The sequence below is a fragment of the Aquisediminimonas profunda genome (assembly GCF_019443285.1).
GTDB lineage: Bacteria > Pseudomonadota > Alphaproteobacteria > Sphingomonadales > Sphingomonadaceae > Aquisediminimonas > Aquisediminimonas profunda.
This window is the reverse complement of the sequence record NZ_CP080327.1, coordinates 2,675,846-2,702,389: the sequence shown is the minus strand read 5'-3', so window position 1 is coordinate 2,702,389 and position 26,544 is coordinate 2,675,846. Positions and strand designations below refer to the sequence as shown.

Annotated in this window: 31 protein-coding genes, 2 tRNA genes and 1 pseudogene; 22 read left to right on the top strand and 12 right to left on the bottom strand. The window is 56.4% G+C overall.

The window, feature by feature from the left end:
- Positions 1-70 precede the first annotated feature (70 nt).
- The 4 genes from K0O24_RS13425 to K0O24_RS13410 all read left to right on the top strand — a co-directional run bounded on the left by K0O24_RS13425 (position 71) and on the right by K0O24_RS13410 (position 5,424).
- A complete protein-coding gene (locus K0O24_RS13425; protein ID WP_219893225.1) occupies positions 71-3,298 on the top strand; it encodes an autotransporter outer membrane beta-barrel domain-containing protein in 3,228 nt (1,075 codons plus the stop codon).
- Between the two features lie 283 nt (positions 3,299-3,581).
- Positions 3,582-4,247 carry a nitroreductase gene (locus K0O24_RS13420; protein ID WP_219893224.1) on the top strand — a complete coding sequence of 222 codons (666 nt, stop codon included), beginning with the start codon at positions 3,582-3,584 and terminating at the stop codon, positions 4,245-4,247.
- A gap of 84 nt (positions 4,248-4,331) precedes the next feature.
- Positions 4,332-4,574 (top strand): HP1242/YdcH family protein, encoded by a 243-nt coding sequence (locus tag K0O24_RS13415; protein ID WP_219893223.1) that lies wholly within the window; start codon positions 4,332-4,334, stop codon positions 4,572-4,574.
- A 73-nt stretch (positions 4,575-4,647) separates the two neighbouring features.
- On the top strand, positions 4,648-5,424 hold the full coding sequence (locus K0O24_RS13410) for a DUF2189 domain-containing protein (protein ID WP_219893222.1): 777 nt from the start codon (positions 4,648-4,650) through the stop codon (positions 5,422-5,424).
- A gap of 40 nt (positions 5,425-5,464) precedes the next feature.
- Here the strand turns inward: K0O24_RS13410 and K0O24_RS13405 are convergent, their stop codons facing one another.
- Complete coding sequence (locus K0O24_RS13405) at positions 5,465-6,274, bottom strand: sulfotransferase domain-containing protein (protein WP_246611013.1); 810 nt, start codon at positions 6,272-6,274, stop codon at positions 5,465-5,467.
- On the opposite strand from K0O24_RS13405, the gene K0O24_RS16810 reads away from it, so the two are divergent.
- The 6 genes from K0O24_RS16810 (at position 6,267) to K0O24_RS13380 (ending at position 11,083) form a co-directional block, all read left to right on the top strand.
- Positions 6,267-6,488, top strand: coding sequence for a hypothetical protein (locus K0O24_RS16810; protein WP_246611012.1), 222 nt, complete (start codon positions 6,267-6,269; stop codon positions 6,486-6,488). The two genes, K0O24_RS13405 and K0O24_RS16810, sit on opposite strands and share 8 nt — an antisense overlap.
- Positions 6,489-6,594: 106 nt before the next feature.
- The gene (gene radA, locus K0O24_RS13400; RefSeq protein WP_219893220.1) at positions 6,595-7,968 is read left to right on the top strand and encodes a DNA repair protein RadA; all 1,374 of its coding nucleotides are present in this window, start codon (positions 6,595-6,597) and stop codon (positions 7,966-7,968) included.
- Between the two features lie 39 nt (positions 7,969-8,007).
- The gene (locus K0O24_RS13395) at positions 8,008-8,529 is read left to right on the top strand and encodes a CvpA family protein (RefSeq protein WP_219893219.1); all 522 of its coding nucleotides are present in this window, start codon (positions 8,008-8,010) and stop codon (positions 8,527-8,529) included.
- A complete protein-coding gene (locus tag K0O24_RS13390; protein WP_219893218.1) occupies positions 8,526-8,951 on the top strand; it encodes an iron-sulfur cluster assembly scaffold protein in 426 nt (141 codons plus the stop codon). The genes K0O24_RS13395 and K0O24_RS13390 overlap by 4 nt, the downstream gene beginning before the upstream one ends.
- Before the next feature lie 3 nt (positions 8,952-8,954).
- Positions 8,955-10,709 carry a cation:proton antiporter domain-containing protein gene (locus K0O24_RS13385; protein WP_219893217.1) on the top strand — a complete coding sequence of 585 codons (1,755 nt, stop codon included), beginning with the start codon at positions 8,955-8,957 and terminating at the stop codon, positions 10,707-10,709.
- Positions 10,709-11,083, top strand: coding sequence for a DUF423 domain-containing protein (locus tag K0O24_RS13380; protein ID WP_219893216.1), 375 nt, complete (start codon positions 10,709-10,711; stop codon positions 11,081-11,083). Before K0O24_RS13385 ends, K0O24_RS13380 begins: the two co-directional genes overlap by 1 nt.
- Here K0O24_RS13380 and aroB read toward each other — a convergent pair.
- Positions 11,020-12,117, bottom strand: a complete 1,098-nt coding sequence (gene aroB, locus K0O24_RS13375) for a 3-dehydroquinate synthase (RefSeq protein ID WP_219893215.1) — start codon at positions 12,115-12,117, stop codon at positions 11,020-11,022. The genes K0O24_RS13380 and aroB overlap by 64 nt on opposite strands.
- Entirely contained in the window at positions 12,105-12,650 is a 546-nt protein-coding gene (locus K0O24_RS13370; RefSeq protein ID WP_219895638.1) for a shikimate kinase, read from the bottom strand. The genes aroB and K0O24_RS13370 overlap by 13 nt, the downstream gene beginning before the upstream one ends.
- 76 nt (positions 12,651-12,726) lie before the next feature.
- Here K0O24_RS13370 and K0O24_RS16890 point away from each other — a divergent pair, with 76 nt between their 5' ends.
- From K0O24_RS16890 to K0O24_RS13350, 5 genes are read left to right on the top strand one after another with little or no spacing between them, the layout of a single operon-like run.
- Positions 12,727-12,861: a hypothetical protein gene (locus tag K0O24_RS16890; RefSeq protein WP_281421670.1), complete on the top strand. Its 135-nt coding sequence runs from the start codon at positions 12,727-12,729 to the stop codon at positions 12,859-12,861.
- Positions 12,845-14,671, top strand: coding sequence for a hypothetical protein (locus tag K0O24_RS13365; RefSeq protein ID WP_219893214.1), 1,827 nt, complete (start codon positions 12,845-12,847; stop codon positions 14,669-14,671). The genes K0O24_RS16890 and K0O24_RS13365 overlap by 17 nt, the downstream gene beginning before the upstream one ends.
- A gap of 2 nt (positions 14,672-14,673) precedes the next feature.
- Positions 14,674-15,579 carry a tyrosine-type recombinase/integrase gene (locus tag K0O24_RS13360; RefSeq protein ID WP_219893213.1) on the top strand — a complete coding sequence of 302 codons (906 nt, stop codon included), beginning with the start codon at positions 14,674-14,676 and terminating at the stop codon, positions 15,577-15,579.
- 9 nt (positions 15,580-15,588) lie between these two features.
- On the top strand, positions 15,589-16,536 hold the full coding sequence (locus tag K0O24_RS13355; protein WP_219893212.1) for an acetyl-CoA carboxylase carboxyltransferase subunit alpha: 948 nt from the start codon (positions 15,589-15,591) through the stop codon (positions 16,534-16,536).
- Between the two features lie 47 nt (positions 16,537-16,583).
- Positions 16,584-18,035 (top strand): M48 family metalloprotease, encoded by a 1,452-nt coding sequence (locus K0O24_RS13350; RefSeq protein WP_219893211.1) that lies wholly within the window; start codon positions 16,584-16,586, stop codon positions 18,033-18,035.
- Between the two features lie 87 nt (positions 18,036-18,122).
- Here K0O24_RS13350 and K0O24_RS13345 read toward each other — a convergent pair whose 3' ends face one another.
- From K0O24_RS13345 to K0O24_RS13335, 3 genes are all read right to left on the bottom strand, one after another.
- Positions 18,123-18,284, bottom strand: a complete 162-nt coding sequence (locus K0O24_RS13345) for a Flp family type IVb pilin (RefSeq protein WP_219893210.1) — start codon at positions 18,282-18,284, stop codon at positions 18,123-18,125.
- A 28-nt stretch (positions 18,285-18,312) separates the two neighbouring features.
- On the bottom strand, positions 18,313-18,471 hold the full coding sequence (locus K0O24_RS13340) for a Flp family type IVb pilin (RefSeq protein ID WP_219893209.1): 159 nt from the start codon (positions 18,469-18,471) through the stop codon (positions 18,313-18,315).
- A gap of 313 nt (positions 18,472-18,784) precedes the next feature.
- Positions 18,785-18,955 (bottom strand): Flp family type IVb pilin, encoded by a 171-nt coding sequence (locus K0O24_RS13335; RefSeq protein ID WP_219893208.1) that lies wholly within the window; start codon positions 18,953-18,955, stop codon positions 18,785-18,787.
- A gap of 85 nt (positions 18,956-19,040) precedes the next feature.
- Here K0O24_RS13335 and K0O24_RS13330 point away from each other — a divergent pair, with 85 nt between their 5' ends.
- Positions 19,041-19,466: a (deoxy)nucleoside triphosphate pyrophosphohydrolase gene (locus K0O24_RS13330; protein ID WP_281421669.1), complete on the top strand. Its 426-nt coding sequence runs from the start codon at positions 19,041-19,043 to the stop codon at positions 19,464-19,466.
- Here the strand turns inward: K0O24_RS13330 and K0O24_RS13325 are convergent.
- On the bottom strand, positions 19,438-20,202 hold the full coding sequence (locus K0O24_RS13325) for a methyltransferase domain-containing protein (RefSeq protein WP_219893207.1): 765 nt from the start codon (positions 20,200-20,202) through the stop codon (positions 19,438-19,440). The two genes, K0O24_RS13330 and K0O24_RS13325, sit on opposite strands and share 29 nt — an antisense overlap.
- A 45-nt stretch (positions 20,203-20,247) precedes the next feature.
- Here K0O24_RS13325 and K0O24_RS16930 point away from each other — a divergent pair.
- The 6 genes and pseudogenes from K0O24_RS16930 to K0O24_RS13300 form a co-directional block, all read left to right on the top strand.
- Positions 20,248-20,427: pseudogene (locus K0O24_RS16930) on the top strand (double zinc ribbon domain-containing protein); the annotation flags it as partial.
- 9 nt (positions 20,428-20,436) lie between these two features.
- A complete protein-coding gene (locus tag K0O24_RS13320; RefSeq protein ID WP_343211276.1) occupies positions 20,437-20,964 on the top strand; it encodes a ComF family protein in 528 nt (175 codons plus the stop codon).
- A 42-nt stretch (positions 20,965-21,006) separates the two neighbouring features.
- Positions 21,007-21,273 (top strand): glutaredoxin 3, encoded by a 267-nt coding sequence (grxC, locus tag K0O24_RS13315; RefSeq protein ID WP_219893205.1) that lies wholly within the window; start codon positions 21,007-21,009, stop codon positions 21,271-21,273.
- Positions 21,273-22,100 (top strand): carbon-nitrogen hydrolase family protein, encoded by an 828-nt coding sequence (locus K0O24_RS13310; protein ID WP_219893204.1) that lies wholly within the window; start codon positions 21,273-21,275, stop codon positions 22,098-22,100. Before grxC ends, K0O24_RS13310 begins: the two co-directional genes overlap by 1 nt.
- Complete coding sequence (locus K0O24_RS13305) at positions 22,097-22,552, top strand: DUF1178 family protein (RefSeq protein ID WP_219893203.1); 456 nt, start codon at positions 22,097-22,099, stop codon at positions 22,550-22,552. The genes K0O24_RS13310 and K0O24_RS13305 overlap by 4 nt, the downstream gene beginning before the upstream one ends.
- 34 nt (positions 22,553-22,586) lie before the next feature.
- Positions 22,587-22,663 (top strand) — tRNA-Arg (locus K0O24_RS13300).
- A gap of 13 nt (positions 22,664-22,676) precedes the next feature.
- Here the strand turns inward: K0O24_RS13300 and K0O24_RS13295 are convergent.
- The 5 genes from K0O24_RS13295 to dapB all read right to left on the bottom strand — a co-directional run bounded on the left by K0O24_RS13295 (position 22,677) and on the right by dapB (position 26,518).
- On the bottom strand, positions 22,677-24,461 hold the full coding sequence (locus tag K0O24_RS13295; RefSeq protein WP_219893202.1) for a ShlB/FhaC/HecB family hemolysin secretion/activation protein: 1,785 nt from the start codon (positions 24,459-24,461) through the stop codon (positions 22,677-22,679).
- A gap of 116 nt (positions 24,462-24,577) precedes the next feature.
- Positions 24,578-24,654 (bottom strand) — tRNA-Arg (locus K0O24_RS13290).
- Between the two features lie 56 nt (positions 24,655-24,710).
- A complete protein-coding gene (locus tag K0O24_RS13285) occupies positions 24,711-25,103 on the bottom strand; it encodes a hypothetical protein (protein ID WP_219893201.1) in 393 nt (130 codons plus the stop codon).
- Positions 25,033-25,779 carry an endonuclease III gene (gene nth / locus K0O24_RS13280; protein ID WP_219893200.1) on the bottom strand — a complete coding sequence of 249 codons (747 nt, stop codon included), beginning with the start codon at positions 25,777-25,779 and terminating at the stop codon, positions 25,033-25,035. Before nth ends, K0O24_RS13285 begins: the two co-directional genes overlap by 71 nt.
- Positions 25,780-25,789: 10 nt before the next feature.
- The gene (dapB, locus tag K0O24_RS13275) at positions 25,790-26,518 is read right to left on the bottom strand and encodes a 4-hydroxy-tetrahydrodipicolinate reductase (RefSeq protein WP_219895636.1); all 729 of its coding nucleotides are present in this window, start codon (positions 26,516-26,518) and stop codon (positions 25,790-25,792) included.
- Positions 26,519-26,544: the final 26 nt, after the last annotated feature.

The window sequence follows — 26,544 nt, the reverse complement described above, 5'->3', positions numbered from 1 at the left end:
CACGTCATCCTCATGAGCATAGGGAAGCGCCGGCGCCGCCGGACGACCTTTTTCAATCAGTGGAGCCTATATGCGTCAACTTTATGCCTGCACCTGCCTTACCCCAGTAGCCCTGATCTTCGCGACGAGCCCGTTGCAGGCCGAAACAGTCGTAAGCACAGCGCGCACGACGGCGATTTCTACATCAACCGCAAACAGCGGCGCCCCTGACAATATCAGGATCTCGTCGGCTGGCTCGGTCAAGCCAAGCAGCGGCATAGCTGTCACAATCAACAGTGCCAATTCAGTCACCAATGAAGGCGCAATACAGATAACGGGCGCCAATGATTCAGCGGGCATCCAGGCTATTGCCGGGAGCAACGGAGCAATCACGAATTCCGGCTCCATTACCATTGATGAGACCTACACACCGACGGATACCGACAACGACGGCGACAAGGATGGCCCATTTGCGCAAGGCGCTCGCCGTTTCGGGATACGGACGCTTGGCAGCTTGACCGGCAATATTCTCAACAGCGGAGCCATTGTTGTCGAAGGCAACAATAGTGCGGGAATTGCGTTGGGCGGACCGCTTACAGGTGCGTTGACGAATAGTGGATCCATCACGGTAACGGGCGATAACAGCTATGGAATCCAGGCCGGCGCAATCTCCGGCAATGCCAAGATCATGGGCAATATCGCTGTCCAGGGTGCGGGTTCAGTCGGTGTCGCGCTTCAGGGCGATATCGGCGGGGCGCTTTTGGTCCAGGGCGGTATATCATCGACGGGTTATCGCAGCACAACGCCGCCTTCAGACGTTTCAAAACTTGACGCGGATGATCTGCTGCAGGGCGGCTCTGCCTTGATTGTGTCTGGCAATGTTGCTGGCGGAATAATTTTCGACGTTCCACCGAAGGATACTGATCCAGCAAACAAGGACGAAGACAATGACGGGATCGAGGACGCCAAGGAAGGCACAGCCGTAATCGTGACGAAAGGCTCCGCTGCTGCCGTCCAGATAGGCTCGGCAGTTGCAAATACGTCCATAGGCCCGGTCGCGGGGACGAGTGCCGGCGGGCATGGAATCGTTATCAACGGCAGCATTCTGGGGGACGGTGCCTACAAGAATGTGCAGGGCAATGGCGTCGTGATCGGCGGCCTTGGCGGCAGTGTCAGCATTGCTGGCGGCATGACGGTGAATGGATCGGTGGCGGCCAGTTCGAACGGCGCAAATGCGACTGCAATACGCCTGGGAACCGGTGCCACCGTGCCGACAATAAAGAACGCAGGAAACATCACAGCAACCGGAGGGAGCGGCGCTACATCAGTGGTGCGGGCAATTGCAATCGATGCAGGTGCCAATCTTGTCTCGATCACCAATAGTGGAAAAATCTCGGCGTCTGCAGCAGTTGACGGGACTGCGATTGCTATTTCGGATAATTCCGGAACGCTTTCGCTTGTGACCAATAGCGGCACGATCAATGCAACCAGCGCCAATGCGGGAACCAATAAGGCTGTTGCAATCGACCTCACTGCCAATGGCAGCGGCGCGACGGTCCGCCAGACCTTGGTCGCGGCCAGTGCAGCGGCTCCGACGATTACCGGAAACATCCTGTTCGGCGCAGGAAATGATGTCCTTGATATTGCCGATGGCTCCGTCTCTGGCGCGACCCGCTTCGGAGGCGGCGCCAACCGTCTGACATTGACGGGGGATGCCACCTATTCGGGTGATGTCAGCTTCGGAAGCGGCAGTGACGTCATGACGCTGGCTGGAACGACTGCCTTGTCAGGAAGTGTCGATTTCGGTGGGGGAGCGGACTCGCTTTCGTTGACAGGTACGTCAAAATTCAAGGGGACAATCGTTGGCAGCAGCGGCCTCGCACTCTCGGTAAACGGAGGCACATTGGCGCTTGCCAACAAGGGAGCCGTCGCATTGTCGTCAATCGATGTTTCCGGTCAAGGCGCGATTGGCGTTAACATTGACGCCAAGGCAGGCACGTTCACCCAATATCAGGTGAGCGGCGCGGCGAGTTTTGCCGCCGGGTCGAAAGTGCTCGTTTCTTTGGCCAATGTCAGTCAGTCCGAAGGTCAGTACCTGATTGTGAAGGCAGGCACGCTGACGGGCGGATCTAACCTTGTCACAAACGCAGTTTCTCTGCCGTTTCTTTTCAAAAGCAACATAGCCGCGAATGATGCACTGGGCGAGGTGAGGCTCAATATTGTCCGCAAATCAGCCACCGAACTGGGGCTGAATGGATCGCAATCGTTGGCCTACGACGCTGTATTCAAGGCGTTAGACAATGATGCCCAGGTTGCGGGCTCCTTCCTCAACATCGCAAATGGTGCAAGTTTCCGAAAGGCGCTCCAGCAAATGCTGCCCGATCATGCGGGCGGGGCTTTTGAGACCGTGACACAGGGATCTCGCGCAACAGCAAGGTTCCTGAGCGATCCGCGCGCACCGTTCAGTGACCAGGGCGGGTGGGGTTTCTGGTTGCAGCAGGTTGCCTGGGGCACATCAAAGGGACTCGGCAACACGGCATCCTACGACATCACAGGCTGGGGTGCGTCTGGTGGCGCCGAAGTCAAGACACGTGGTCTTGGCAACTTCGGCCTGTCGCTGGCCTATCTTGCGGGCAGCGATGGCGATGGGGATACAGCAAATGAAGTCAACACGAACCAGTATGAACTGGCCGCCTATTGGCGTGCAAACTGGGGCGCTTTCCATGCTCACGCTCGAGCATCAGCGGCACAGATTGGACTGAAGGGATCCCGTTCCTTCATTGGTTCCAATGCCGGCCAAACAGTCGAGCGAAGAGCGACTTCGAGTTGGGACGGACGTCTCTTCGGTGCAAGCGCTGGCCTGTCCTATGAGCTGAAATTCGCCAAACGGTTCTCGCTGCGACCTTCAGCGTCGATCGACTATTATCATCTGAAAGAAGACGGCTACACCGAAAAGGGTGGGGGCACCGCCGTGAACCTGATCGTCAACAGTCGGACGAGCGACGAGATGGCCATCAATGGTTCAATCGTTGGCGGCATCCAATTTGGTGGCAAGGATCCGAACTCGACCTGGTTCCGGGCTGAAATTGAAGGCGGCCGTCGACAGCTTATTGGCGGCCAGATTGGCTCGACCACTGCTCACTTCACGAACGGCCAGAATTTTGTCCTGCTGCCCGAACGTCGCACAGATGGCTGGGTGGGCGGCCTTCGGATGACAGGTGGCACGCAAGGTTTCATGTTGGGCGGCGAGTTCAATGCCGAGGAGCAGCAAGGACGGGCGGCTGTTGCTCTGCGCGTCACTCTGGCGATCGGGCTTTAACGCTTCGAGTCCGGATAGGCCCCCTGGGAAGCAAGGAATGGCGCTAGTCAGTCCTTGCTTCCGTTTTTCAGCTGGCAGCTCATGCCTCGCAGGCGAGGAAAACATGCGTCGATCTCAGAGTGGCAAATTGTGTGACATTCACCCCCCTGGCCTGGCAATTGCGCACCCTGCAAAAGTCTGAAATGCGCCTTGCAAACGCGATGAAGCGAGGGCAATTGCGCAAAACGTCGCGAGTTTCCGCCTCTAATGTTGAGAGGCTGATCGACAGGGTGAAAGGAACCAAATGAACGTAAAAGAAGCTGTGCAGTCGCGCAGGTCGATCAGGGCTTTTTCGAACGAAGCCATATCGCTTGATACTATAACAGCAGTTCTCGAAACGGCACGCTGGGCACCGTCCGGCTGCAACTTTCAACCCTGGGAGGCAACAGTCCTGACCGGCACGCCGCTCAAGGCACTCCAGGATGTGCTGCTTCAGAGCAAATTCGATGAACCGCTGGAATATGATTTCAGTGCCCCCGGCCAAGTCGAAAAATATCAGGACCGGCTACGCCGAGTTGGTGCTGCGATGTATGGCGCCATGGGCATTACCCGGGACGACGACGAAACACGTGCGAACTTTGCAAAGGCCAATTGCGTATCATTCGGCGCGCCAGTTCTGCTTCTGTGCCACTTTCCCAAATTGATGAAGGAACCCCAGTGGTCCGATGTGGGCATGTGGCTGCAGACGATCATGCTTCTGCTCCGCGGCGAAGGGCTCGACAGCTGCCCGCAAGAGTACATGGGGCTCTACGGGCGGACCATAAAACAGCATCTCGGCCTGTCTGAAGACACGCTTCTGTTTTGCGGCTTGGCAATAGGAAAGCGCGATCCATCTTCGCCAGTCAATGTGTTCGAACGGGAACGAGTGCCACTTGGGGACCAGATTACCTTTCTTGGTTTTGAACGGTGAATGCGAGCGCATTGATCTAGCGCAAAGTATCTGTGTGCGATTGGCTTACCTTTGGGCTGAAACAGCCAGAGGATGTCACTGACCATGAGCCACCGCACGCACGAACTCCATGACGAATTTCCCGATGCTATTGAAAAGATTCGGGAACTGAAGGCGAATGATGCCCACTTCACCAGGCTCGCTGATCGTTACGATGGTGTGAACCAGGTCATCCACCGGATTGAAATCGGCGCGGATGCAGCCTCGGACGAGAGGACTGAGATACTGAAGAAGCAGCGCTTGTCATTGCTTGATGACCTTGCCGGGATAATCAACGCGCGCGGTTGAACGGTTAATCCTTTAGCGAGCGCACGTTTCAGAATGTCTGATCTTCAATCCAAGGAGGGCAGGAAGAAGCATCATGGATACAGCCGCGAAAGCCCGGAGCCGGCCAGTGGTGGTCGCGCGGGATTTGACAGTTGGCGACCTTCGCAACGCGCTGGCCAATGGATGGCGTGATTATTTGGCACATCCGTTTTTTGGGCTGTTTTTTGCGGCGTTCTATGTCGCGGGTGGCCTGATACTCCTCTTCGGCCTCATGAGCGTTGGACGGGGGTGGTGGCTGATCCCGGTAATGGCTGGATTTCCCCTTTTTGCGCCGTTTTCTGCCGTGGGACTCTATGCTGTCAGCAGGCAGCATGAGAACGGCTCCGATCCACGTTGGAGTGCCGTTCTGGGTGCGCTCAAGGGACATGACGACGATCAGCTATTGACCATGGGAGGTATCATCTTCGTCGCTTTCAGTTTCTGGATGATTCTTGCGCATGGCGTATTTGCGATATTCATGGGGGAAAGTGGCATCGGCCTTGATGGGGCGGGCCTGACGCTCAGTTTCGAACCATTGGCAATGCTGCTTGTCGGTGGCATTGTGGGTGGACTGTTCGCACTCGGTCTTTTCTCGATTACGGTCGTCAGCCTGCCTATGCTGGTTGACCAGGAAGTCGATTTCATAACGGCCATCATCACGAGCCTGAGCGTCTATGGAAACAACAAACGGGTGATGACCATTTGGGCGCTGTTGATTGCGATCGCACTTGCAATGGCCCTTCTGCCGCTGTTTGCCGGGCTACTGGTGGTTTTGCCTGTGCTTGGTCATGCGACATGGCACCTTTATCGGAGAGCGGTTGCATTGGGCTAGGCTGGGAAGGTCTTGGAATCAGTCAACTCTTTGAACGACTTCAGTCCGGCAACAGAATGGGGTTTCCAGCAATAACTTGGCCACCTTCGCACCAAGCCTTGAGCGATGGGCTCATGCGGGCGCGGGTTTCGGCCTCATAAAGATCGAGGTCTTCGGGCGTTACAAATTCGCGCCAGCGCTGGTTTGTTCCTTTGTTCAGGAAGCGCTGGGCGCCGCCTTCCCAAATAAGGGAGGCCGATGGCATCAAGGCATCTGCGTCGCGCTTCATCGCGGAAAACTCGGCAGCTGCAACCAGATGCGGCCACAACTCTTCAGGTGTTTCGATTCGGCAAAATGCAGCAATCCGCCGCATCTCGCCTTCGAGATCGGATTTTAGATCATTGTAGTGTACCAGCAGGAAATTAGGCTGATGACGTGCGGCCCAATAGCTGTTCTCGAGGTCGCAATATTCAGCGATCGTAAATTCATGGAACGGCGCGAATTCCGGCACGCGCAAAAATGAGCGGAAGAAGCCTCGGGGGTCGTTAGGTGGTACTGGCCAGGGCTGACCAATTGTTTCGTCGGTCAAGCCAAAATGGCTTATCATTGCCAATGCCAATGGCGTGTAGCTTGAAACGTGATTTTGCCAAGACATGCAGGCATCGCGAGGATCTCGCGCAACGTGGATGTAAAACATATCGTCATAGAGTGGTATCGCGTCGAGCGGCGTGTGCGTCTTTATGCAGCGTCTACCCGTTTGGGCGTCCAGCGTTGCCAGCATTTCGTCGATTGGCCGGCCGCGCATATCGATCCATGGCTGCTCGTCTTGGACCGGAAAGGGCGCGGCGGATTGCCGCAATAGCATGCCCACGATTCTCTGCGTCCATGTTGTTCCGCACTTTGGCGATGTCGCAACAACTATGTCTCCCGGTCTTGGTTTGAAATTTGTCCAGTTGCGGGAATCCGACGTCCAGTCGCGCAAGTCGCGCATTGGCCCTCTTACCAGCATCTTTTCCCCCAATGCGCTTGCGACAGATTACGTAAGTGAAGCTGGAATCAATTTACAATACAAGCGGATTGAATGAACGCCCGGCAGGTGAAACAGAAAATAGCGGCGGAGAATCCCTGCATTACTTGACCTGTATCCTTGCCCCCTTTATGTTCACTATAAGTTCTCAGATGGAGCACATAATGGCGAAGCCGCAGCGGCGTTACGTCTGTCAGTCCTGTGGGTCGGTTTCCTCCAAATGGGCCGGGCAATGCCTCGATTGCAGTGAATGGAACACAATTGTCGAGGATGCTTCGGCCGTTGTTACACCGTTTCGGGCGCGGCATGATTTGCAAAGCGGAGGGCAGGCCGTTGAGTTGGTTGGCCTGGACACCGATATTCCGCTTCCGGAGCGGATGGAAAGCGCCATTGCAGAGTTTGACCGCGCGCTTGGTGGAGGGTTTGTTGCTGGGTCAGCGACCCTCATCGGCGGCGATCCTGGGATAGGCAAGTCGACGTTGCTTCTGCAAGCCGCCGCTCGCCTGGCCAAGTCAGGTCGCGCCGTCGCCTATGTTTCCGGAGAAGAGGCAGCTGATCAGGTGCGGCTTCGCGCGCGACGGTTGGGGCTGGGCGATGCACCGGTTCAGCTGGCTGCTGCCACATCGGTCCGCGACATTCTCACAACATTTGGCAAGGGCAATCCGCCAGCCTTGCTGGTCATTGATTCCATCCAAACGATGCACAGTGATCTGATTGAAGGGGCACCCGGAACTGTCAGTCAAGTTCGGGCTTCAGCGCAGGAATTGATCCGGTTTGCAAAGGAGCGCGGGACGGCGCTCGTTCTGGTCGGGCACGTAACGAAAGACGGCAGCATCGCCGGGCCGCGCGTGCTTGAACATATGGTTGATACTGTGCTCTCATTTGAAGGCGAACGCAGCCACCAGTTTCGGATCTTGCGAGCGATCAAGAATCGCTTCGGAGGGACGGACGAAATTGGTGTTTTCGCCATGGAAGAACAAGGACTCAGCGAAGTTGCGAACCCTTCGTCTTTGTTCCTCACTGATCGTGGCGAGGCCGTCGCCGGAACTGTGGTCTTTCCGGCACTGGAAGGGACGAGACCGGTTCTTGTTGAAATTCAGGCGCTCGTGGTTCGGTTGGCGAGTGGTGCAACGCCCAGGCGCGCTGTAGTTGGCTGGGACAGCGGGCGGTTGGCAATGATTCTCGCCGTACTCGAAGCGCGATGCGGTTTGAGTTTTTCGACGTGTGAAGTCTATCTCAATGTTGCGGGCGGTTATCGCCTTTCCGATCCTGCTGCGGATCTGGCTGTGGCAGCGGCGCTTGTCTCGGCACTCTCAGAGCAGCCCGTGCCTGCAACAAGCATTGCCTTCGGGGAGATTTCGCTTTCGGGCGAAGTTCGGCCCGTCTCGCTTGCCGGTTTGCGCCTCAAGGAGGCCGCTAAGCTGGGATTTGAACAGGCGCTTGCGCCTGCCAAGACACGAGAGGATCGGGATGGCTTGACCATTACCGGCTTTTCGAAACTGGGAGGCTTGGTAGACTTCCTGTTGCGACGGGGATGAGGCTCGACACGCAAGCCACCCTACGCTTATGAGGCGGTCATGACGGCCCTCGATATCATTGTCCTAATTCTTGTTGGTGGCGTGGGCGTGCGTGGCTTGATGCGTGGCTTTGTGGCAGAGGCGATGTCGCTCGTGGCATGGATTGCCGCAATCGCGGCAGTCAAGTTGCTGCATGCTCCGGTTGCTGCAGCGCTCGCGAAACCTGTCGGCACGCAAGGCGGCGCAGCTGTGTTGGCTTTCGCAGTCATTTTTGGCCTTACATTTCTGGCGGGAAGAATGATCGCCAATCGCATGGGGAGTGCATCGCGTTCTTCTACTCTGGGTGGCTTTGACAGGCTTCTCGGGTTTGGTTTTGGCGCCATGAAGGGCCTCATTGGTGCGACGCTGATATTTCTGCTGGCGTCGTTGGTGTACAATACATTTTACGGCGGGCAATCTGATCGTCCAGACTGGATGACGGATTCGCGTACCTATCCGCTTCTCAACGCGACATCTCGAGCCTTGGTTGATTTTGTCGAGCAGCGACAGAATGCCGGGGATCCGGACCCGAAGAAGACGTGACCTCTCAGCTTTACACACTCGAAGTCTTGAGGCTTGCAACATCTACGGCCGATCTTCGTCCGCTTGACCAACCGCAAGCTTCTGTTGAGAAGCGATCTCCTACATGTGGCAGCCGCGTTAGAGTAGACGTTGTTGTCGATGAGCAAGGCAGGATCGCTGATCTTGGCGCGCAGTTGCAGGCTTGCGCGCTTGGTCAGGCATCGACAGCCCTGATGGCCGCCCATGCCAAGGGGCGGTCTGGCCCAGAAATCGGTGCCGCACGGGACGCTTTGCGCGCCTATCTTGCCAATACTGCAGAAAGTCCTGGCGAGTGGCCCGGCCTTGAAATATTTGCAGCGGCCCGCAGCCATCCAGGCCGGCACGCCGCAATCCTGCTTGCCTTTGAAGCAGCTGCCGAAGCTGCTACAGCGGCCGCGCGCTAGACAATGGAAACGGCTTCGATCCTTCGCGAAGGTGTTTTCCTCCTTGGGGCAGGATTGCTTTTTGTCATTCCCTTTCGGCGGCTCGGCCTTGGCGCAGTCCTTGGCTATCTGTTGGCCGGGGTCGCAATTGGACCTTATGGACTTGCCCTTGTCAGTGATGGGGAGTCAAAACTCGGCATTGCGGAACTTGGTATTGCGCTGCTGCTCTTTCTCGTCGGCCTGGAATTGAACCCAGCACGTCTCTGGCGACTGAAGAGGGACATTTTTGGTCTTGGTTTTGCTCAGGTCGCGCTGGCCGGTTTGGCCCTTGCGACATTGATTTTCCTCGTCGCGGATTTCACTTTGGGTGCTGCGCTTGCACTTGGTCTCCCGCTTGCATTGTCGTCGACGGCGCAGGTCCTTCCCAGCCTCAAGTCGTCGGGGCGGATCAACACGCCTTTTGGCGAGCGGGCTTTTTCAATCCTGCTGTTCCAGGACCTTGCGATTGTGCCCTTGATTACAATCATTGCTGCATTGTCGCGCGCGCCAGCTGATCCTGCAACTCCGCCGGGTTGGCAGCTCGCGCTCGCAACATTCTTTGCCATTATCGGGCTGGTCCTTGCCGGGCGCTTTATCATCAGCCCATTGCTCCGGTTGACGGGTAGATTGGGAGAGCGCGAGCTATTTGTTGTCGTCGGCCTGTTCACTGTCGTTGCAAGCGCCGCAGTTATGGAGGCGCTCCACCTTTCGACCGCTCTTGGGGCCTTCATTGCTGGCGTGATGCTTGCGGACTCACCCTACAGGCATGAAATTGAGGCGGATGTCGAGCCGTTTCGCTCGATCCTCCTTGGGCTTTTCTTCATGGCTGTGGGGATGGTGCTGGACGTTTCGGTGATTCTTGCAAACCCGATGTTTGTAATCGGGATGGCCGCCGCCCTTGTAGGCATCAAGACTGCCGTAACCTATGCGCTGAGCCGCGCATTCGGTATGGACAGCCGTCCGGCCTTTGGCCTTGGGCTGTTGCTTAGCCAAGGTGGCGAATTCGGCTTTGTCTTGTTCGCCCAGGCGCAGGCGGCACTCTTGATAGAGCCACAGGCGGCAAGTTTGTTCGGAGCGATCGTGACGCTCTCAATGGCGACAACACCTTTCCTGCTTATGATTGCGCGGCGCTATGAATATGTTAGGCCACATAGTGAAGAAGAGCTCGAAGGCCCGGAACTTGCGCAGCAGTCAAAGGCCATCGTGGTTGGTTTCGGACGATTTGGCCAGACGGTCACGCAGATCCTGATGGCAGGGCGCATTTCAGTTACTCTTGTCGATATCAAGCCAGAGCAGATCGAGCGCAGCAACTCATTTGGCGCGAAGGTCTATTATGGCGATGGACGGCGCGTCGATTTGTTGCGGCGAGCCGGAGCAGATGAGGCACAGGCAATCGTTTTCTGCACCGATGATCGGGGAATGGGCGAAAGGGAGCTAAGTCCAATCCTTTCAGCATTTCCGCAGGCGGCCGTTTTTGTTCGAGCCTTTGATCGGAGGCAACTCCTCGCTGTTCGAGACCTTGATCTGGCCGGAACTGTAAGAGAAGTATTTGAATCAGCAATACGGATGGGGATCGATGTGCTGCAATCGATGGGCGTTGAAGAGCAAGAGATCCTCGGCGCTGAGCAGTTCTACCGCGAACAGGACCAGTTGAGATTGGATGCTCAAGGGGAAGCCGGAGATTTACGGGCCGGTCCGCCTCCTCTCTATGTGCCGCCCGTCAAGAAGGCGACGGCGTGATGGCGAGACGGATCGAAACTCTGGCTTGCCTCTCTGCAGCAATTGCAATTGCGGCTGGAGCCTTTGGCGCCCATGGCGCAAGCGGACCGGCAGTCGAGTGGCTGAAGACTGGTGGTTCCTACCAGCTGATCCATGCAATTGCCGTGCTGACACTCGGGCGACGCTTTCCGGGACCTGCCCTTTCGATTTTCTTGGGAAGCCTCATCTTCAGTTTCAGCCTTTATGCACTCGCACTCGGCGCGCCTCGCGTTCTTGGAGCCGTTGCGCCGATAGGCGGCAGCGCAATGATCTTGGGCTGGCTCTGGATGGCTTATCGGGCTTCGACATCCAGAAATTCCGTGACTTCGGCAAGCGACACAGATTTGTCGACATAGGCTTGGCCTATTCCGCGCGCGAGAATGAAGGGCAGGGTACCGCCTGACATTTTCTTGTCATGAAGCATATGCTGGACCAACTCCGCACCAGTCGCTTTCACGCCTGAACTGTCCAGCCCATCGGGCAATCCGACGGCGCGCAAATGTGCTGAAACTCGCTCCGCATCCTGCGCGCTGCAAAGGCCTTGCCGAGCCGAAAAGCGAAATGCGAGAGCCATGCCCGCCGCAACAGCTTCTCCATGGAGCAGCTTGTCTGAAAAGCCTGTTTCGGCTTCCAGCGCATGGCCGAAGGTGTGACCAAGATTGAGAAGAGCCCGCGTATCGAGCGTCTCGCGTTCGTCTGCCTCGACAATGGTTGCCTTTGCGCGGACACTTGTTTCAATCGCCTTGATCTGGCAGCCACGGTCGCCCGCGATAATTGAAGCGGCATTGGCCTCGCACCATTCAAAAAAATCGAAATCGCCAATCAAACCATATTTGGCAACTTCAGCGTAGCCAGCGCGCATTTCGCGCTCAGGAAGCGTATCAAGTGTTTCAGGGTCAATCAGGACAAGCACGGGTTGATGAAATGCCCCGATCAGATTTTTGCCAGCGTGGCTGTTAATCGCAGTTTTGCCGCCAACAGATGAATCGACCTGCGCGAGCAGGCTTGTGGGCACCTGAATGAATTTGCAACCGCGTTTTATGATTGCTGCGGCGAAACCGGTCAGGTCGCCGATCACTCCGCCGCCGAGCGCGACGATGGCATCGCTTCGCTCAATTCCGGCATTCAAAAGTGACTCACAGAGCCTTTCTAGCTGCGACCAACTCTTCGTTCCCTCGCCAGGATCAAGGGTAATTGTCTCGAGGGTGATGCCCGCTAGCCCCGCGCTTAATTTTGGAAGCACAGCATCGGCGACATTACGTTCGGTCACGATTACAAGTCGTTCGCCTCGGATGTATGGTTTCAAATGTTCAGCGGCATTGCGGATCGCACCCGACTCGATCACAATATCGTAGCTGTTCGATCCCAGTCCGACCCTCACGCAAGACATGCAAGCTTCTCCAAAATCGAATTTACCGTTGCATCATGCGGCGTGCTCTGACTGCGCACATGCAGATCGGCTAGCGCGTAGATCGGATTTCGCACCTTGGCCAATTCTGTCAGGACCTCGCGTGCGTTCTTACCCTTCAACAGAGGACGGTTATCACGGCGTGCCACACGTTCGATTATGACCTCAAGATCTGCGTCGATCCAGACCGAGACAGCATTAGCAAGGATAAGTGCGCGAGTTTCGGGGTTCATGAATGCGCCGCCACCAGTCGCAATGACTTTGGCCTGCCCATCGATCAGGCGCGCAATTACCCTGCGCTCGCCGTCACGAAAGTGGCCTTCACCGAATCGCTCAAATATTTCAGGGATGGAAAGTCCTGCCGCGTCTTCGATTTCATGATCGGCATCAACAAAGGGTATCTGTAGCCGCTGGGCCAAACGTCGACCGATCGTTGATTTTCCAACACCCATCAGGCCGACGAGGACGATCGGGCGCTCAACATTCGCACGTGCCAAATTTGCTTCACTGTTCATCGCGCGAAGGGCTATACACATGCGCCGTCCTTCGGGCAAAGCGGTGTCTACATGCAACAAGGTGTTTGAAATCGACATGACTCATTTGATCAAGTGGCTGGTGCCGGTGGTGGTGATTGTTGGCGCTATGCTGTTCCTAGCTGGCCGGGTGTCCGAACAACCCCTGACAAGGCATGAAAAGGCAGTTTCGGTCGATGCGCTCAGCAAATAAGGCATGGGTCCTGGTGGCGCTTTCCGGCGTCGCGCTCGCCACAGCCATTCCCGCCATTGGGGCTGACGATCCAAAGTCTCTCCTGCCGCCGGGATTTGGTGAGCCTGACCAAAACTCTGAAAAGGCGCCGGTTCCAAGCCAGGCCAAGGCACCAGACATTGATACGGGAATTGCTCAATCGCTTGAAGGCGGAACTGCAGGGGTGCCAGCGACTGATGGCACATTGGAAGATCCGGCACTTGCTCAGAGCGAAGATGTGCCGATTGATCTGACGACGTTACAGGACCTGCCATCAGGACGACACCGCTCTACAGCTCAGGTCGGCATTTTGGCTGCGGGCGATGGCGATATGGGGGCGTTGGCATTTGGACGTCAGAATGGCAAATATTTGTCTTACCTGATGCGTAAGACACCGGCGCCGATCGCTTCGCGATGGGCTTCGATCCTGCTGAGGCGGGCGCTTTTGAGTAAGGCGAATACGCCGCATGGAGTTGCTGGTGCAGACTGGGTTGCGGAACGGGCGTGGCTACTGCTGCGGATGGGCGAGGCCGATTCAGCGCGTTTGCTGGTCCAGAGTGTGGACGTCGATCAATACACGCCCAAGATGTTTCAGGTCGCTATGCAGGCCGCTCTGGCCAATGCAGATCCGGCAGGCATGTGCGCAATGGTGGAACCGGGATCGCAACATAGCAAAGAGCCGGCCTGGGCCTTTGCCAAGGCTATGTGTTCCGCGCTCTCGGGTGATTCCGCTGAGGCAAGTTCGCAAATTGACTTGGCAAAAGCGCGGTCATCAACCGGCATTGACGGTTTGCTTGCTGAAAAGGTGGTGGGTGCAGGCATAAATACGCGCCGCGCAGTTGTGATCCAATGGGACGATGTGCCCGTTCTGACAGCGTGGCGATTTGGCCTTGCAAATGCCACTGCTGTCGACATTCCAGAGCGGCTGTTGAGTGGGACCAGCCCAAGATTGAACGCGTGGCGGGCGCGTGCTCCTCTGGTCGCTGTCGAAAAACGAATGCATGATGCAGATATTGCTGCTGCTCTGGGAGTCTTCTCCAGTTCAGCCTTGGTTGATTTCTATGGCCAGGTTGCAGATGTGACAGATGCCTCTGCAATTTCAGGGACACCACAGGATTTTTTGCGCAAGGCTTATGATGAAGCGGACCCGTCCGAACGCGTCGATGCAATGCGCACACTTTGGAATGAACAATCGCTTGAATCGCTCGATCGCTATGCCAGATTGATTGTAACGGCGCGTGCTGCGGCACGGCTGACGCCTGATCCCTCTTTGTCGGGCAATTTGGGATCGCTCATCGCTGCGATGATGTCCGCAGGGCTGGATGTGCAGGCATCAGATTGGGCTCGCATAATCGGTGATTCGAGCGACGCTGACAGTTTGATGGCATGGGGCCTGCTCGCTGTCGGCGCACCGGGTCGTGCCGTTGACTGGAGCAGCGGCCGGATTGAGTCCTTCCAAAACAAGATTGGCGGGGACAATGGCCTCAAGGGAAAATTCCTCTTTGCTGGAATGGCCGGCCTAGGCCGGCTTGGCCCGGCCGATGCTGCCGCCATGGCACGAAGTCTCGAAATTCCTATTGCACATGAAGACGCGTGGACACGCGCCTTGGCCCGAGCTGTTGCTGATCGTGAGCCTGGAACGGTGGCGATCCTGTGTGCGCTTGGCCTCAGTGGCCCGGATTGGTCGGCTGTTTCACCAGAGCACCTCTATCATGTTGTATCAGCACTCAATTCGGTTGGATTTGGGCCCGAAGCCAGAATGATAGCGGCTGAGGCGCTGACGCGGAGCTAGCCATGTCGCACGCCGCAGACATCGCGCTGATCGATAGGTTCCTCGAAATGATGGCAGCAGAAGCCGGTGCTTCAAGGAACACATTGCTGGCTTATCAAGGTGATCTGATCGCCGCATCGGAAGTTTTGGGTGGGAGGCTTGGCGCTGCGAAGCCGGAAGAGCTCGGTCGGCTTTCGTCCGAGTGGGCGGATCTTGCGAATTCCACACTTGCTCGGAAATCAGCGTCCTTGCGCCGTTTTTTCGGCTTTCTGGCAGACGAGGGAATGCGCAAAGACGATCCTTCCAGCGCACTTGCTCGGCCAGCGGCTCGCCGTGCGCTCCCAAAGATTCTGAGCCGTGACGATATCGATCTGCTGTTCGCGGAAATCGAAATTCGCTTGCAGCGGGCAGGGGATTTGAAGAGGCCCTTGCGCCTTTCAGCATTGGTTGAATTGCTTTATGGCTCTGGATTGCGTGCAACCGAACTTGTTTCGTTGGATGTCCGTGCCATCGTCTCGGACAGGCCGTATGCCATACTTCGCGGAAAGGGCGGCAAGGAGCGTTTGGTACCTGTGTCGGACCGCGCGCGTTTCTCAGTTGCACGATGGGTCGATGTGCGTCCAACAGGGACTTCCTGGCTTTTCCCCTCCGGAAAATCACATTTGAGCCGCGTTCGTTTGTTTCAGATGATCAAAGAGTTGGCGCGCGATGCTGGCATCCCTCCTGAACGCGTCAGTCCTCATGTATTGCGCCATGCCTTTGCCACCCATCTGCTTGAAGGTGGCGCCGATTTGCGCGCATTGCAGACGATGCTTGGTCACGCTGATATAGCAACCACAGAAATCTACACTCATGTCGACAGCCGCCGTCTCGTGGAACTTGTCGAGCGCGCTCATCCTCTCGTTGACGCAGCGGCACGCCGCTCCTAACCCCGTCTTATGATTTCCTATCTCGATTTCGAAAAACCGATTGCAGAATTGCAGACCCGCATTGCCGAACTGCGGGAGACTGCGGATGGCGGACCTGCCAATCTCGATGCCGAGATTCGCAAACTCGAACAGAAAGCCGATCGGCTTTTGCGCGACACATACGGGAAGCTTACGCCTTGGCAGAAGACTCAGGTTGCGCGCCATCAGCAACGGCCGCACTTCAAGGATTATGTTGCCCGCCTTGTCGATGACTTCTTGCCCTTGTCTGGAGACAGGGCCTTTTCTGATGATCAGGCCATCATCGGCGGTTTTGGGCGCATGAACGGCCGTCGTGTCATGGTCATCGGTCATGAGAAGGGCAATGACACAGCCAGCCGGCTCAAGCACAATTTCGGGATGGGAAAACCTGAAGGCTATCGCAAGGCTGTCCGGCTCATGCAGCTGGCCGACCGGTTCGGCATCGCTGTTGTGACCATCGTCGATACGGCCGGTGCCTTTCCAGGCATCGAAGCTGAAGAGAGAGGGCAAGCAGAGGCAATTGCCCGGTCCACCCAGGCGACCTTGGAACTAACAGTTCCAGTCGTTGCCGCCATTGTGGGGGAGGGGGGATCCGGCGGTGCCGTGGGCTTGGCTGCTGCCAATCGTGTTCTGATGTTCGAACACGCCATATATTCCGTGATCACACCCGAAGGATGTGCGTCAATTTTGTGGCGAACAGCTGAAAAGGCCCCTGAAGCGGCAGAAGCCATGCGTATCACTGCGGAGGATGTCCATCGCCTCGGGATCATCGATACAGTTGTGCCCGAGCCAGTCGGCGGAGCGCATCGATCGCCAGAGATCGCGATTGACACTTTGGGCAAGGCAATCTGTTCGGCACTTGATGACCTGTCAACCATGGATGGCAAGGCACTGCGTGCCGATCGCCGCAGGAAGTTCCTTGCGATGGGTGCATCATAACCGCAAAAGTCTGTTATGCATTGTTGTTTCGGGAGGAGTTTAATCCCATGCGAAGGTTGCTTTTAATCGGGAGTGCTTGTTTGGCGATTGGAGCGAGCGCGCCAGTTCCTCTACCTGTTGCCCAGCCTATGACAGCGGGAGACCGGGCTGCCGGAGCCAAGGCACATCCCCAGTTGCTGGCCGAATTCGGCGGCCTTTATGAAGGTCCGCAGGCTGCCTATGTTACGAAGGTAGGCCAGAAGATTGCGATGCAGTCCGGGTTGGCGAATACACAAAGTGCATTCACAGTCTCCCTTCTCAATTCGTCTGTCAGCAACGCCTTCGCCATCCCGGGTGGTTATGTCTATGTGACGCGTCAATTGCTCGCTTTGATGAACGATGAGGCCGAACTCGCGTCGGTAATGGGGCACGAAGTTGGGCATGTTGCGGCCCGCCATGCACAGCAGCGCAACAAGGCCGCCACGAAAGGCACTTTGGGGATGATTCTCGGAACTGTCCTTGGGGCAGTTGTAGCGGGCAGCGACGGCGCGAAACTTGGGCAACAGCTTGCGGGCTCGATAGCGCAGCGGTACGTCCTCAAATATTCTCGATCGCAGGAATATCAGGCCGATGATCTCGGCGTGTCTTATCTCGGCAAAGCCGGGTATGATCCGATGGCTTCCTCGACAATGCTGGCATCTCTTGCTGCGCAAACGTCGCTGGACGCGCAATTGCAGGGAAAGGGTGACAAGTCATTGCCTGAATGGGCAAGCACACATCCTGATCCGGCCAGTCGCGTGACGCGCGCTGCTGATCGGGCGCGGCTGACAGCGTCGACCGGTTCCGCCCGAAATCGCGAAGCATTTCTGGCAGCAATCGACGGCGTTATGTATGATGACGATCCACATCAAGGCGTGATCGAGGCCCGAACATTTCGGCATCCTGATCTCAAATTGGCATTTGATGCGCCCGCCGGCTTTGCGATGGTCAATTCGCCGCAAGCCGTCATTGTCTCTAGTTCAAATGGACAGGCCCAATTCGCGTCGGCAGCGTTTGACGGAAACCTTGGCAATTATGTCGATGCAGTTTTCAAGAACGTCGGGGGCCAGACGGTTTTGAATTATGGCAGTGTTACGACGCGGCAGGTCAACGGGCTCAAGGCTGCCTATGCGTCTGCCGGTGCAAACACGCAGTCCGGACCTGTCGTTGTTACAGTCTATGCCTATGAATTTGCGCCAAATAGGGCGTATCATATCGTCGCTATCACACCTTCGGGGTCTGAGGGTGTTTTCAACTCCCTCTTTGAGAGCGTTCGGCGACTTTCCGATGCGGATGCTGCTGCAATAAGACCCAAAAAAGTGACCGTCGTCACCGTAAAATCCGGGGATACTGTATCAAGCCTTGCTGCGCGCATGGCCTATGCCGATTTCAAGACCGAAAGGTTCCGCGTGCTCAATGCACTGAGTGCTGGTGCCGCCCTGAAGACCGGACAGAAAGTCAAGATTGTCGTCCCGGGTTGAACCCCGGACGAGAAATACAAAAGGAAAGGGCGGCGAAACCGAAGTTACGCCGCCCTTCTTTCATTGGCTTGACGAGCAAGCCAATAATTACTTCATGTTGGTGCTGACGTTGTTGAACGTCGTCGACAGCTTGCCACCGAGGGTGGTCATTGCCGAAACAGCAGCAACAGCGATGAGCGCAGCAATCAGGCCATATTCGATGGCAGTCGCGCCCTTGGAGTTCTTAACGAATTTGCGAATGAATGACATAATGGTCTCCTAAGATTTCAGACTTCAACTACATGTTGGTGCTGACGTTGTTGAACGTTGTCGAAAGCTTGCTTCCAAGAGCACTCATGGCCGAAACGGCTGCAACAGCAATAAGTGCCGCTATCAAACCATACTCAATGGCGGTCGCACCCTTCGAGTTCTTGATTAGATTACGAAAGAAGGACATAGCATTCTCCAAAGTTCAGATTTCACCTACCCGGCTACTTCAGGAATTTCTGAAGCAACAATCATGGATTTACGGTCAAGAGGTTTCCAACTTCTTAACGCCCGGTCGATTTTCTTTGAGACGGTTTAACTTCTTGCAGTTGTTGGCGAAGATTGGGTATTTTTCCGGGAATTGGTTGAGCGCGCGGCCGTAGCGAGGTTCAGCGGGAATTTCCGGATCAACCAGGAGAGAGAATCTGGTCAATCAACAGCGCCCGGATTGCAAAGCACCTGGGTTCAAATGTGCGCTTGGTTGATATGTAGTCAGACCTGGATCAGGATTTGTTCACGATGGTTGCAACATTGTTCCACATGCCGATGGTTTTCGTCGCAAAGGTGTTAAGCGACCCGATCATTGCAACGACGATGAGCGCCAAGATCAGCGCGTATTCGACGGCAGTCGCACCTTTACTGTCGCGCAAGACTGCGCACAGAATTTTTGCCATGATTTGTTCCCGGTCTTCTGTTCCCTGGTCGGGGGCTATGAGTTAAGGCGACCAACGTTAAGAAATTACTAATCGGGGTAGGGCGTTGAAACGCAGGACAATTCTGGTCGTTGCGGCGGCGTTGATCGACGACGCTGGGAAAATCCTGGTCCAACAACGGCCTGAGGGAAAGGCCATGGCAGGTCTGTGGGAGTTTCCCGGCGGCAAGGTGGATGACGGAGAATTGCCCGAACATGCGCTTGCGCGCGAGCTTGACGAAGAGCTTGGGATTGTTGTTGACCCATCGCGGTTGAAGCCGGCCTGCTTTGCGAGCGAGCCGCTTGGGCCTGCCCAGTTGTTGCTGCTTCTGTTTATCTGCCGGGATTGGACTGGCGATGCCCATGCACGCGAAGCAACCGAAATACGCTGGGTCGACTTTCCAGATCTGCGCACTTTGGAAATGCCGCCGGCAGACGGTCCTTTGATTGATTTGCTTGAAAAGCTTATTTCCTTGGACGGGCCCATCCAGTAAGAGTCACGATGGAAAACTGCTCAACCACGGGTTCCGAAAACTGAGCAGAAACATGGGCATAATCCGCCTTTTTGAGTGGCACACGCTGAGCCAGGCAGTTTGTCAGGCCATTGGCGCGCAGGTCGTCCACCAGTCGATCAAATGTGCGATACCGGGCTGACACCATCTCGCTCTCCGCAACGGGTAACGAGAAATGGGCACGCGCAAGAAGGTCGCCAGCCCCCCTAACATCGATTTGTGGATGAAAGCGCGCGGCGACCGGAGCTCCGCCACTGGGTTGCTGCAGGCAAGACCTCAGGAAAGGTAGGCTCCCTGCACCCATCATGGCGCCAATGAACAGGCCATTGTCGGACAGTATACGCTGGATAAGTACCAATGCGCCGGGAAGATCGGAAACCGTATCGAGCGTTCCAACTGCCACCACCAGGTCAAAGGTGCTATCTGCAAACGGCAGGCGGTCTTCGTCACAGATTGTCCTTGCAGCAGAATTGTCCGAAGCTATGGCAAGGTCCGCACGCACAGAGGATATCTTGCGTGCTGAGAGTGCATCGCAAAGCCCAGCAGGATTCCCGCCGATCACGAGCGCTTTGCGAAAGGGAGTCAGGACGGCGTCGAGCCGGTCAAGGATGTCCTGCGCCATCCGCGCAATGATCCACCGATCCTCAACTGGATATCGCAAAACACGTTCCCGCAGGCGACGTCTTGCAATTCGGTCGAATATCTCCGGCGGCATCATGATCAGGCCTTGTGCATCGGTCGCCGCGACGCAACAAGACTAGTTATGCGTAATGTGTTCGCGGATGTCGTTTCCTTTGCTCTTCCACCGAGATGTGCGGGGTGCGGCGTGATTGCGATCGACGATTTCCAATTCTGCGCAGATTGTTGGCAATCACTTGAATTGCTCTGCGGGAATGGCTGCGAACGATGTGGTACGCCGCTTCCCGTGGAGATTGCCATTTGTGCCCCCTGCTTGCAGGCGGCCCCCGACCATGACGGAGCCTATGCCGTCGCCGCCTATGGAGCATTGGCGCGCACTATTGCTCTTAAACTCAAACACGGTCGCAAGGTCGGATTGGCCAAATTGATCGCACGGCTGCTCCTGCATCGCATACCTGACGAAGCAGGAATTTTGATCCCGGTCCCCGCACACCGCTGGAGGATTTTGGGGCGCGGCTTCAACCAGTCCGCACTGATTGCTCAACATCTTTCCCGACTGAGCGGTTTGCCTGTGTTGCTGGATGTCTTGCGCCGCAACCGTTCAACAGCAATGCTGCGCGGAGCCAGCGCTCGAGAGCGAGCTCAAATCGTTCGCGGCGCATTTTCTATCGATCGGAAATTCTTGCCCCAATTGACCGGAAAGACAATTTTCCTCGTTGATGACGTTTATACGAGTGGAGCGACCGCGAATGCCTGCGCGCGCACGCTCAAGCGATCGGGTGCCAGAAAAGTCATTGTACTGTGTTGGGCTCGCGTCGTTTTGGATTCAGCGGCAGATTGACATATCGCTCAAGCGAACACATCTCAGGGGGCGGAGACGAAAATGGCTGACATCGAGATTTATACCAAGTTTCTGTGCCCCTATTGCACGCGTGCCAAGGCACTACTCGAATCAAAGGGCGCCGTTTTCCACGAAATCGACGTCACTATGGACGCAGGACTCCGCCGGACGATGATGGATCGATCGAATGGCCGAACGACTGTGCCGCAAATATTTATTAATGGTCAGCATATTGGCGGATCGGATGAGCTTGCAGCACTTGATGCTCGCGGAGGGCTTGACCCCTTGCTGGGGCAGCCAGCGGCCTGATGCGCATAGCCCTGGCCCAGATGCAAAGCGGCATTGATCCGCAATCGAATGCTGTGGCGATTGTCCAAGCAATAGGGTCTGCTGCAAAAGGCGGCGCAGCCATGGTGTTTACGCCCGAAATGTCCGGCTTGCTCGATCGCAATCGCGCACGCGCAAGCGGGCACATAATGACCGAAGACCAAGACATTGTGCTCTCTGAAGTGCGCAGGGCAGCAGCTGAATATGGCATTTGGGTTTCGCTGGGTTCGCTCGCATTAAAGGGTGGTTCGGACGGGCGACTGGTCAACCGCAGCTTTCTCATAGATGCGGCTGGCTCAGTGCGCGCTCGGTATGACAAGATTCACCTCTTTGACGTGGATCTTCCGACAGGTGAGAGCTGGCGCGAGTCTGCGGCTTATGCTCCTGGCAAGGAAGCCGTAGTTGCCGATACGCCGGTTGGTCGGCTGGGTCTCAGTATCTGCTACGATCTTCGGTTCCCGGCTCTTTATGCCGTGTTGAGTGAGGCAGGCGCAACTATATTGTCTATTCCCGCCGCCTTTACGGTGCCTACAGGGCAGGCTCATTGGCATGCATTGATGCGTGCAAGAGCCATTGAAAATGCTGCTTGGGTGGTATCTGCTGCGCAGGTTGGCACGCACGAGGATGGTCGCAAGACGTACGGGCATTCCCTCGTGGTCGATCCTTGGGGCGAAGTTGTCCTGGACATGGGCGAACAACTGGGGGTCGCGTTTGCCGAGCTTGAGCAAGAGCGCTGCAATGAAGTGCGCACGCAGATTCCGGTTATCGCGCATCGACGAGCCGTGTCAGATGCATTGGTTGTTTCATGATTGTATTCGACCTCAAGTGCGGCGCACACGGCCATGTCTTCGAAGCATGGTTTGCGAATTCCGATTCTTTCGAAGATCAGAAATCAAGAGGACTGTTGTCCTGTCCAATCTGCGGCGCCTCCGATATTCAAAAAGCGGTGATGGCTGCGGCTATCCCTAAAAAGGGCAATAGCCTGGCAGAACGATCCGTTTCGCTGGCGACAATCAGCGAGGAAAACCAAGCGAAAGAGATTCTTACCGCCTTGGCCAAGGCCCAGGCGAAACTTCTCGAAGGATCTCAATGGGTGGGACGCAATTTCGACAGTCAGGCGCGCGCAATGGATGCGGGAGAAGTCGAGCGGTCCACAATTCATGGTGAGGTAACTGCAGCAGAAGCCAAGGCCCTTATCGAAGATGGTATAGCGGTAACGCCTTTGCCGCTGCCAGTTGTGCCACCGGAAAAGCGCAATTGACCCTGAGGGTAGCTCGGCCTAACCGGAACCCGGCGCGCCCGTAGCTCAGCAGGATAGAGCATCGGATTCCTAATCCGGGGGCCGTGGGTTCGAATCCCGCCGGGCGCACCATTCCCAATCTATCTTAGCGGTGCTTCCATGGCAGCAGGTTCATTGTCAGGTTGACAAGGATGCGAATATTTCCGCGACCTCCAAGAGCCGCAAGCTTGGACAGAGGAACGGCTACTGAAGTATCCAGCCGGAAGCGATCGCCAATCGCGGCACGGACGCCCCCGCCAGTTGACATCAGGTGCCCTGCGCTGCCGGTCGAACCCCCATTGTTGTTCCATAGCCACGCGGAATCCATAAATACGTAGCCTTGCAAGGCAGTGTCATTCTTTGAAACGGGAATAAGACTTCCAAAGCGGACTTCGCTTGCCACGGCCACAGCAATGTCTCCGGAAACTATGCTTGGGTCATACCCGCGACCAACGGTAAATGTGCCTGCTGCGAATTCCTCATATGACGGCAAGGCATGAGGGGCGTATTGCACGCGCGGTGCAAGCGAAAATGCGAGGTCGGGCGTTGGTCGGAATTCAAAATTGGCTGCCGCGCGCACAATGAAGGCCGTCAAATCGGCGTTCAGGAAGCTGGGCGGCACGACGCCTGGATTGAAGCAGCGGACAAATCCCGGGCCACAACCCTTTGAAGCGCCCAAAATTCCCAACCCTTGCCGAACCTCAAGCGACCCACCGATACGCCAACGTGGTTCAGCTGCGGAATAGCCCCCGACGCTGGCGATACTCGCAGCCTGGATCTGATCATAATCCACCCGTCCATAGGCAACGCGAAGTTTGTCTCGGAAAAACTGAATCGAACCGGCGTTTCCCCGCTGCTCGATCCAATCGAGCCCCCCCGACATGGAAATCGTCCGCACTTGTTGCCTGACCAGAGGGTAGCGGGCGTGAATCCCCGCTACAAAAGTGGTATACAGGAAATCGCTCCCGGGGCCGAAATCGGGCCTTGTCCATGCATAGGCCGCATCAGCCCCCACCGACAGGCCGTTGTGCCCGATCTGCAATTCCTCCCCCGCCAAAACAACAATCTGTTCTTTGAAATCTGACGTGGAGAAGGCTCCAAACGACGTACGATCGCCCGTTCCAAATAGGCCGTTGAAATAAAGCTGTCCCAGGGCGCCGATGCGACCCGTGACGCGGGCGTTGAAATTGTTGGCGTTCAAGTCGGCTTGAACAGGCGTGAAATCGATCTGGACATCGCCAATCATTTCGCCCGGGCCGGATCCGGCCGGGCGCAGTATCAGGCGAATATCATAACCCGCCATATCGCGCATGAGCAGCAGCGTTCGTTCTGCATCGAGGGCATTGAAGAGCGGTTGCGCGCGCAGAACTGCCAAATATTTTGCAATTCTCTTTTCAGCTTTGCCCGCATTGCCCCTGACCTGAAAGCCGACGATTTTTGCGACGATTACATCGAACTTTACAATTCCGTTCGCAATCGTCTGTGGCGGAACTTCGATCGCCGCCAGATAGCCCTTGCGACGAAGCAACTCAGTCGCAGCATCGCGGATGTCACATACAGTTGCCAATGGCACTGTCTTTCCGACCAGTCCTTGATAGGCAGGACGGAGGAGGTCGGCCGATATTCCCTGCAGATTTGAAAACTCAGCTCCGGAAAGAGTGAAGGTCATGCCGGCGTAGGCGGGCTCACCAAGCGGACAGGGGCCGCGCTCAACGTTACCGTCGACGATTACGCGCGTTGCCATCGCTTCTGTCGATGCAACGGGCGGAGTAGGGATGATTTCCTCGCGAGATGGAGCACTGGGCACCGACTGAGCAAGAGCTGAACTGCCGTGCCACCCAAATGCGGCGCCAGATGCGAGCAGCCATAATTTTGTGAGCCTGCTTTTCATCGTTCCCCCGACCAGAGCAGAGACTAAGCGCGCATCCCTGAATAAGGTCCTAAGAAGCCATGGCTAGCATTGGGGAGTATGCGAGACAACCCAAGGTTCCAACGCATAAGGGTAGCTGGCGCACCCGAGAGGATTCGAACCTCTGGCCTCTGCCTTCGGAGGGCAGCGCTCTATCCAGCTGAGCTACGGGTGCCAGAGCAGCGCCGTTAGCAGGGCCGGGGGTGGCGCGCCACCCCCTATTGCGGAAAGTTACTTGGCCTTCTTGACCAATTCGACTGGCTGAAATTTGCCCAGACCGCAGCTTGCGCCTTGTGTCAGCGATCCGCCGGCAGTGTGAAGAACCGTGATAATATCAACCGAGCAGAGCTGGCTTAGCGATGTCTTGTAAAGGAAGCGTTCTTCAAAGCCCAGCGAGGGACAACTGTTAGGAAGCGTGTTGCGGTACCATTTGTTGGTGCTCGTCCGAAAATCGATGACCTGATCACTCCGCACCCGGCTTTCACGGATTTGTGAAATGGAGATGCAATCTACAGGCGCTCCGGTTTCGCGAGCTTCCGGCGGTGCCTTGGGTTCATGCTTTGCGAGGGCGGCTCCGCTGCTGGCGAGCAGCGAGGCGACGATTAGAAGAGGCAACTTGCGCACCTGAGTCTCCTGCTAAATTTACTGTCTTCCTCTTATCCGATTTCAATTCTGACTTGGGCCTGAACGAGCACAGATCTTGGACCGGGCAACGCCAGCATTCAGGGGTCCGGGCTTTGCAAATGTATCGCCCGAGCAAGATCAACCAATGATGCGCGCCCACCCTAAAAGGGGCGGGCGTTTTTGCTTCGAGCTGTTTTTCAACCGCGAGCGGCGTCTTGCCGGGCGCAATGCCCGTGCGGTTGCCGACACGAAAAATGTGAGTATCGACCGCAAAAGTTTCTGCCCCGAATGCGCAGTTCATGACGACATTGGCCGTCTTGCGGCCAACGCCCGGAAGCTTTTCAAGCGCGTCTCTATCCGCGGGCACTTCGCCGCCGTGATCTTTGACAAGCATTTCCGACAGGGCGATGACGTTCTTTGCCTTGGCATTGAACAGTCCGATCGTCTTGATGTGGTCCTTCAGTCCTGTTTCGCCCAGTTCGAGCATTTGGGCTGGTGTTCTGACTTCGTCGAACAGCAGCCTTGTGGCCTTGTTGACGCCGACATCGGTTGATTGAGCGGAAAGGACAACCGCGACGAGCAGCTGGAAATTGTTGTTGAAGCGCAGTTCAGTCTCGGGCGATGGATTGGCCTCCGCCAGCCGGCGATAGAATTCAAATATGTCGGACTTTTTCATCGCAGTGACTTCAGACGCCAATCACCTGGTCCATTGAATATCGGCCAGCAGGCTGCCTGGCGAGCCACATCGCGGCCTGAATTGCGCCGCGGGCAAAGATGCTGCGGTTTTCTGCGTGGTGCGACAAGGTGATCCGCTCATTGTCGGTCGCGAAAAGCACACTGTGGTCTCCGGCGATCGTGCCACCTCTCAACGAAGAGAAACCGATCGCGCCTTTTGCGCGCGCGCCTGTCAGGCCATCGCGCCCGCGCTCACTATTGGTTGCAAGGGAAATTCCTCGACCAGCCGCTGCGGCTTCACCAAGCATTTTGGCCGTACCTGACGGCGCATCGACCTTCATGCGGTGATGGGCCTCGACAATCTCAATGTCCCAATCATCTCCAAGCCGCGTTGCGGCTTCTTTCACCAAGCGAGCAAGAAGCGTTATCCCGAGAGATGTGTTGCCAGTCTGAAGGACCGCGACATGCCGTGCAGCATCATCGATCGCCTGATGATGATGGTCCTCGAGCCCCGTTGTGCCAACGAGGATCGGCTTGCTCGCTGCCACCGCAGCTCCGAGATTGGCAACGAGCGCCCCCGGCGAGGAAAAGTCCAGCAGCACACTCACTGTCCTTGCCAAGACGATTGGATCGCCATCCTTGTCGATCCCGCCGCCGACCAAAACGCCTGCTTCATCCGCAGCCGTCACGAGCGCGTGCCCCATGCGACCTGCGTTTCCGATAATGCCGATGCTTGTCATCAGTTGCGTCATCCTTCCTTCCTGTG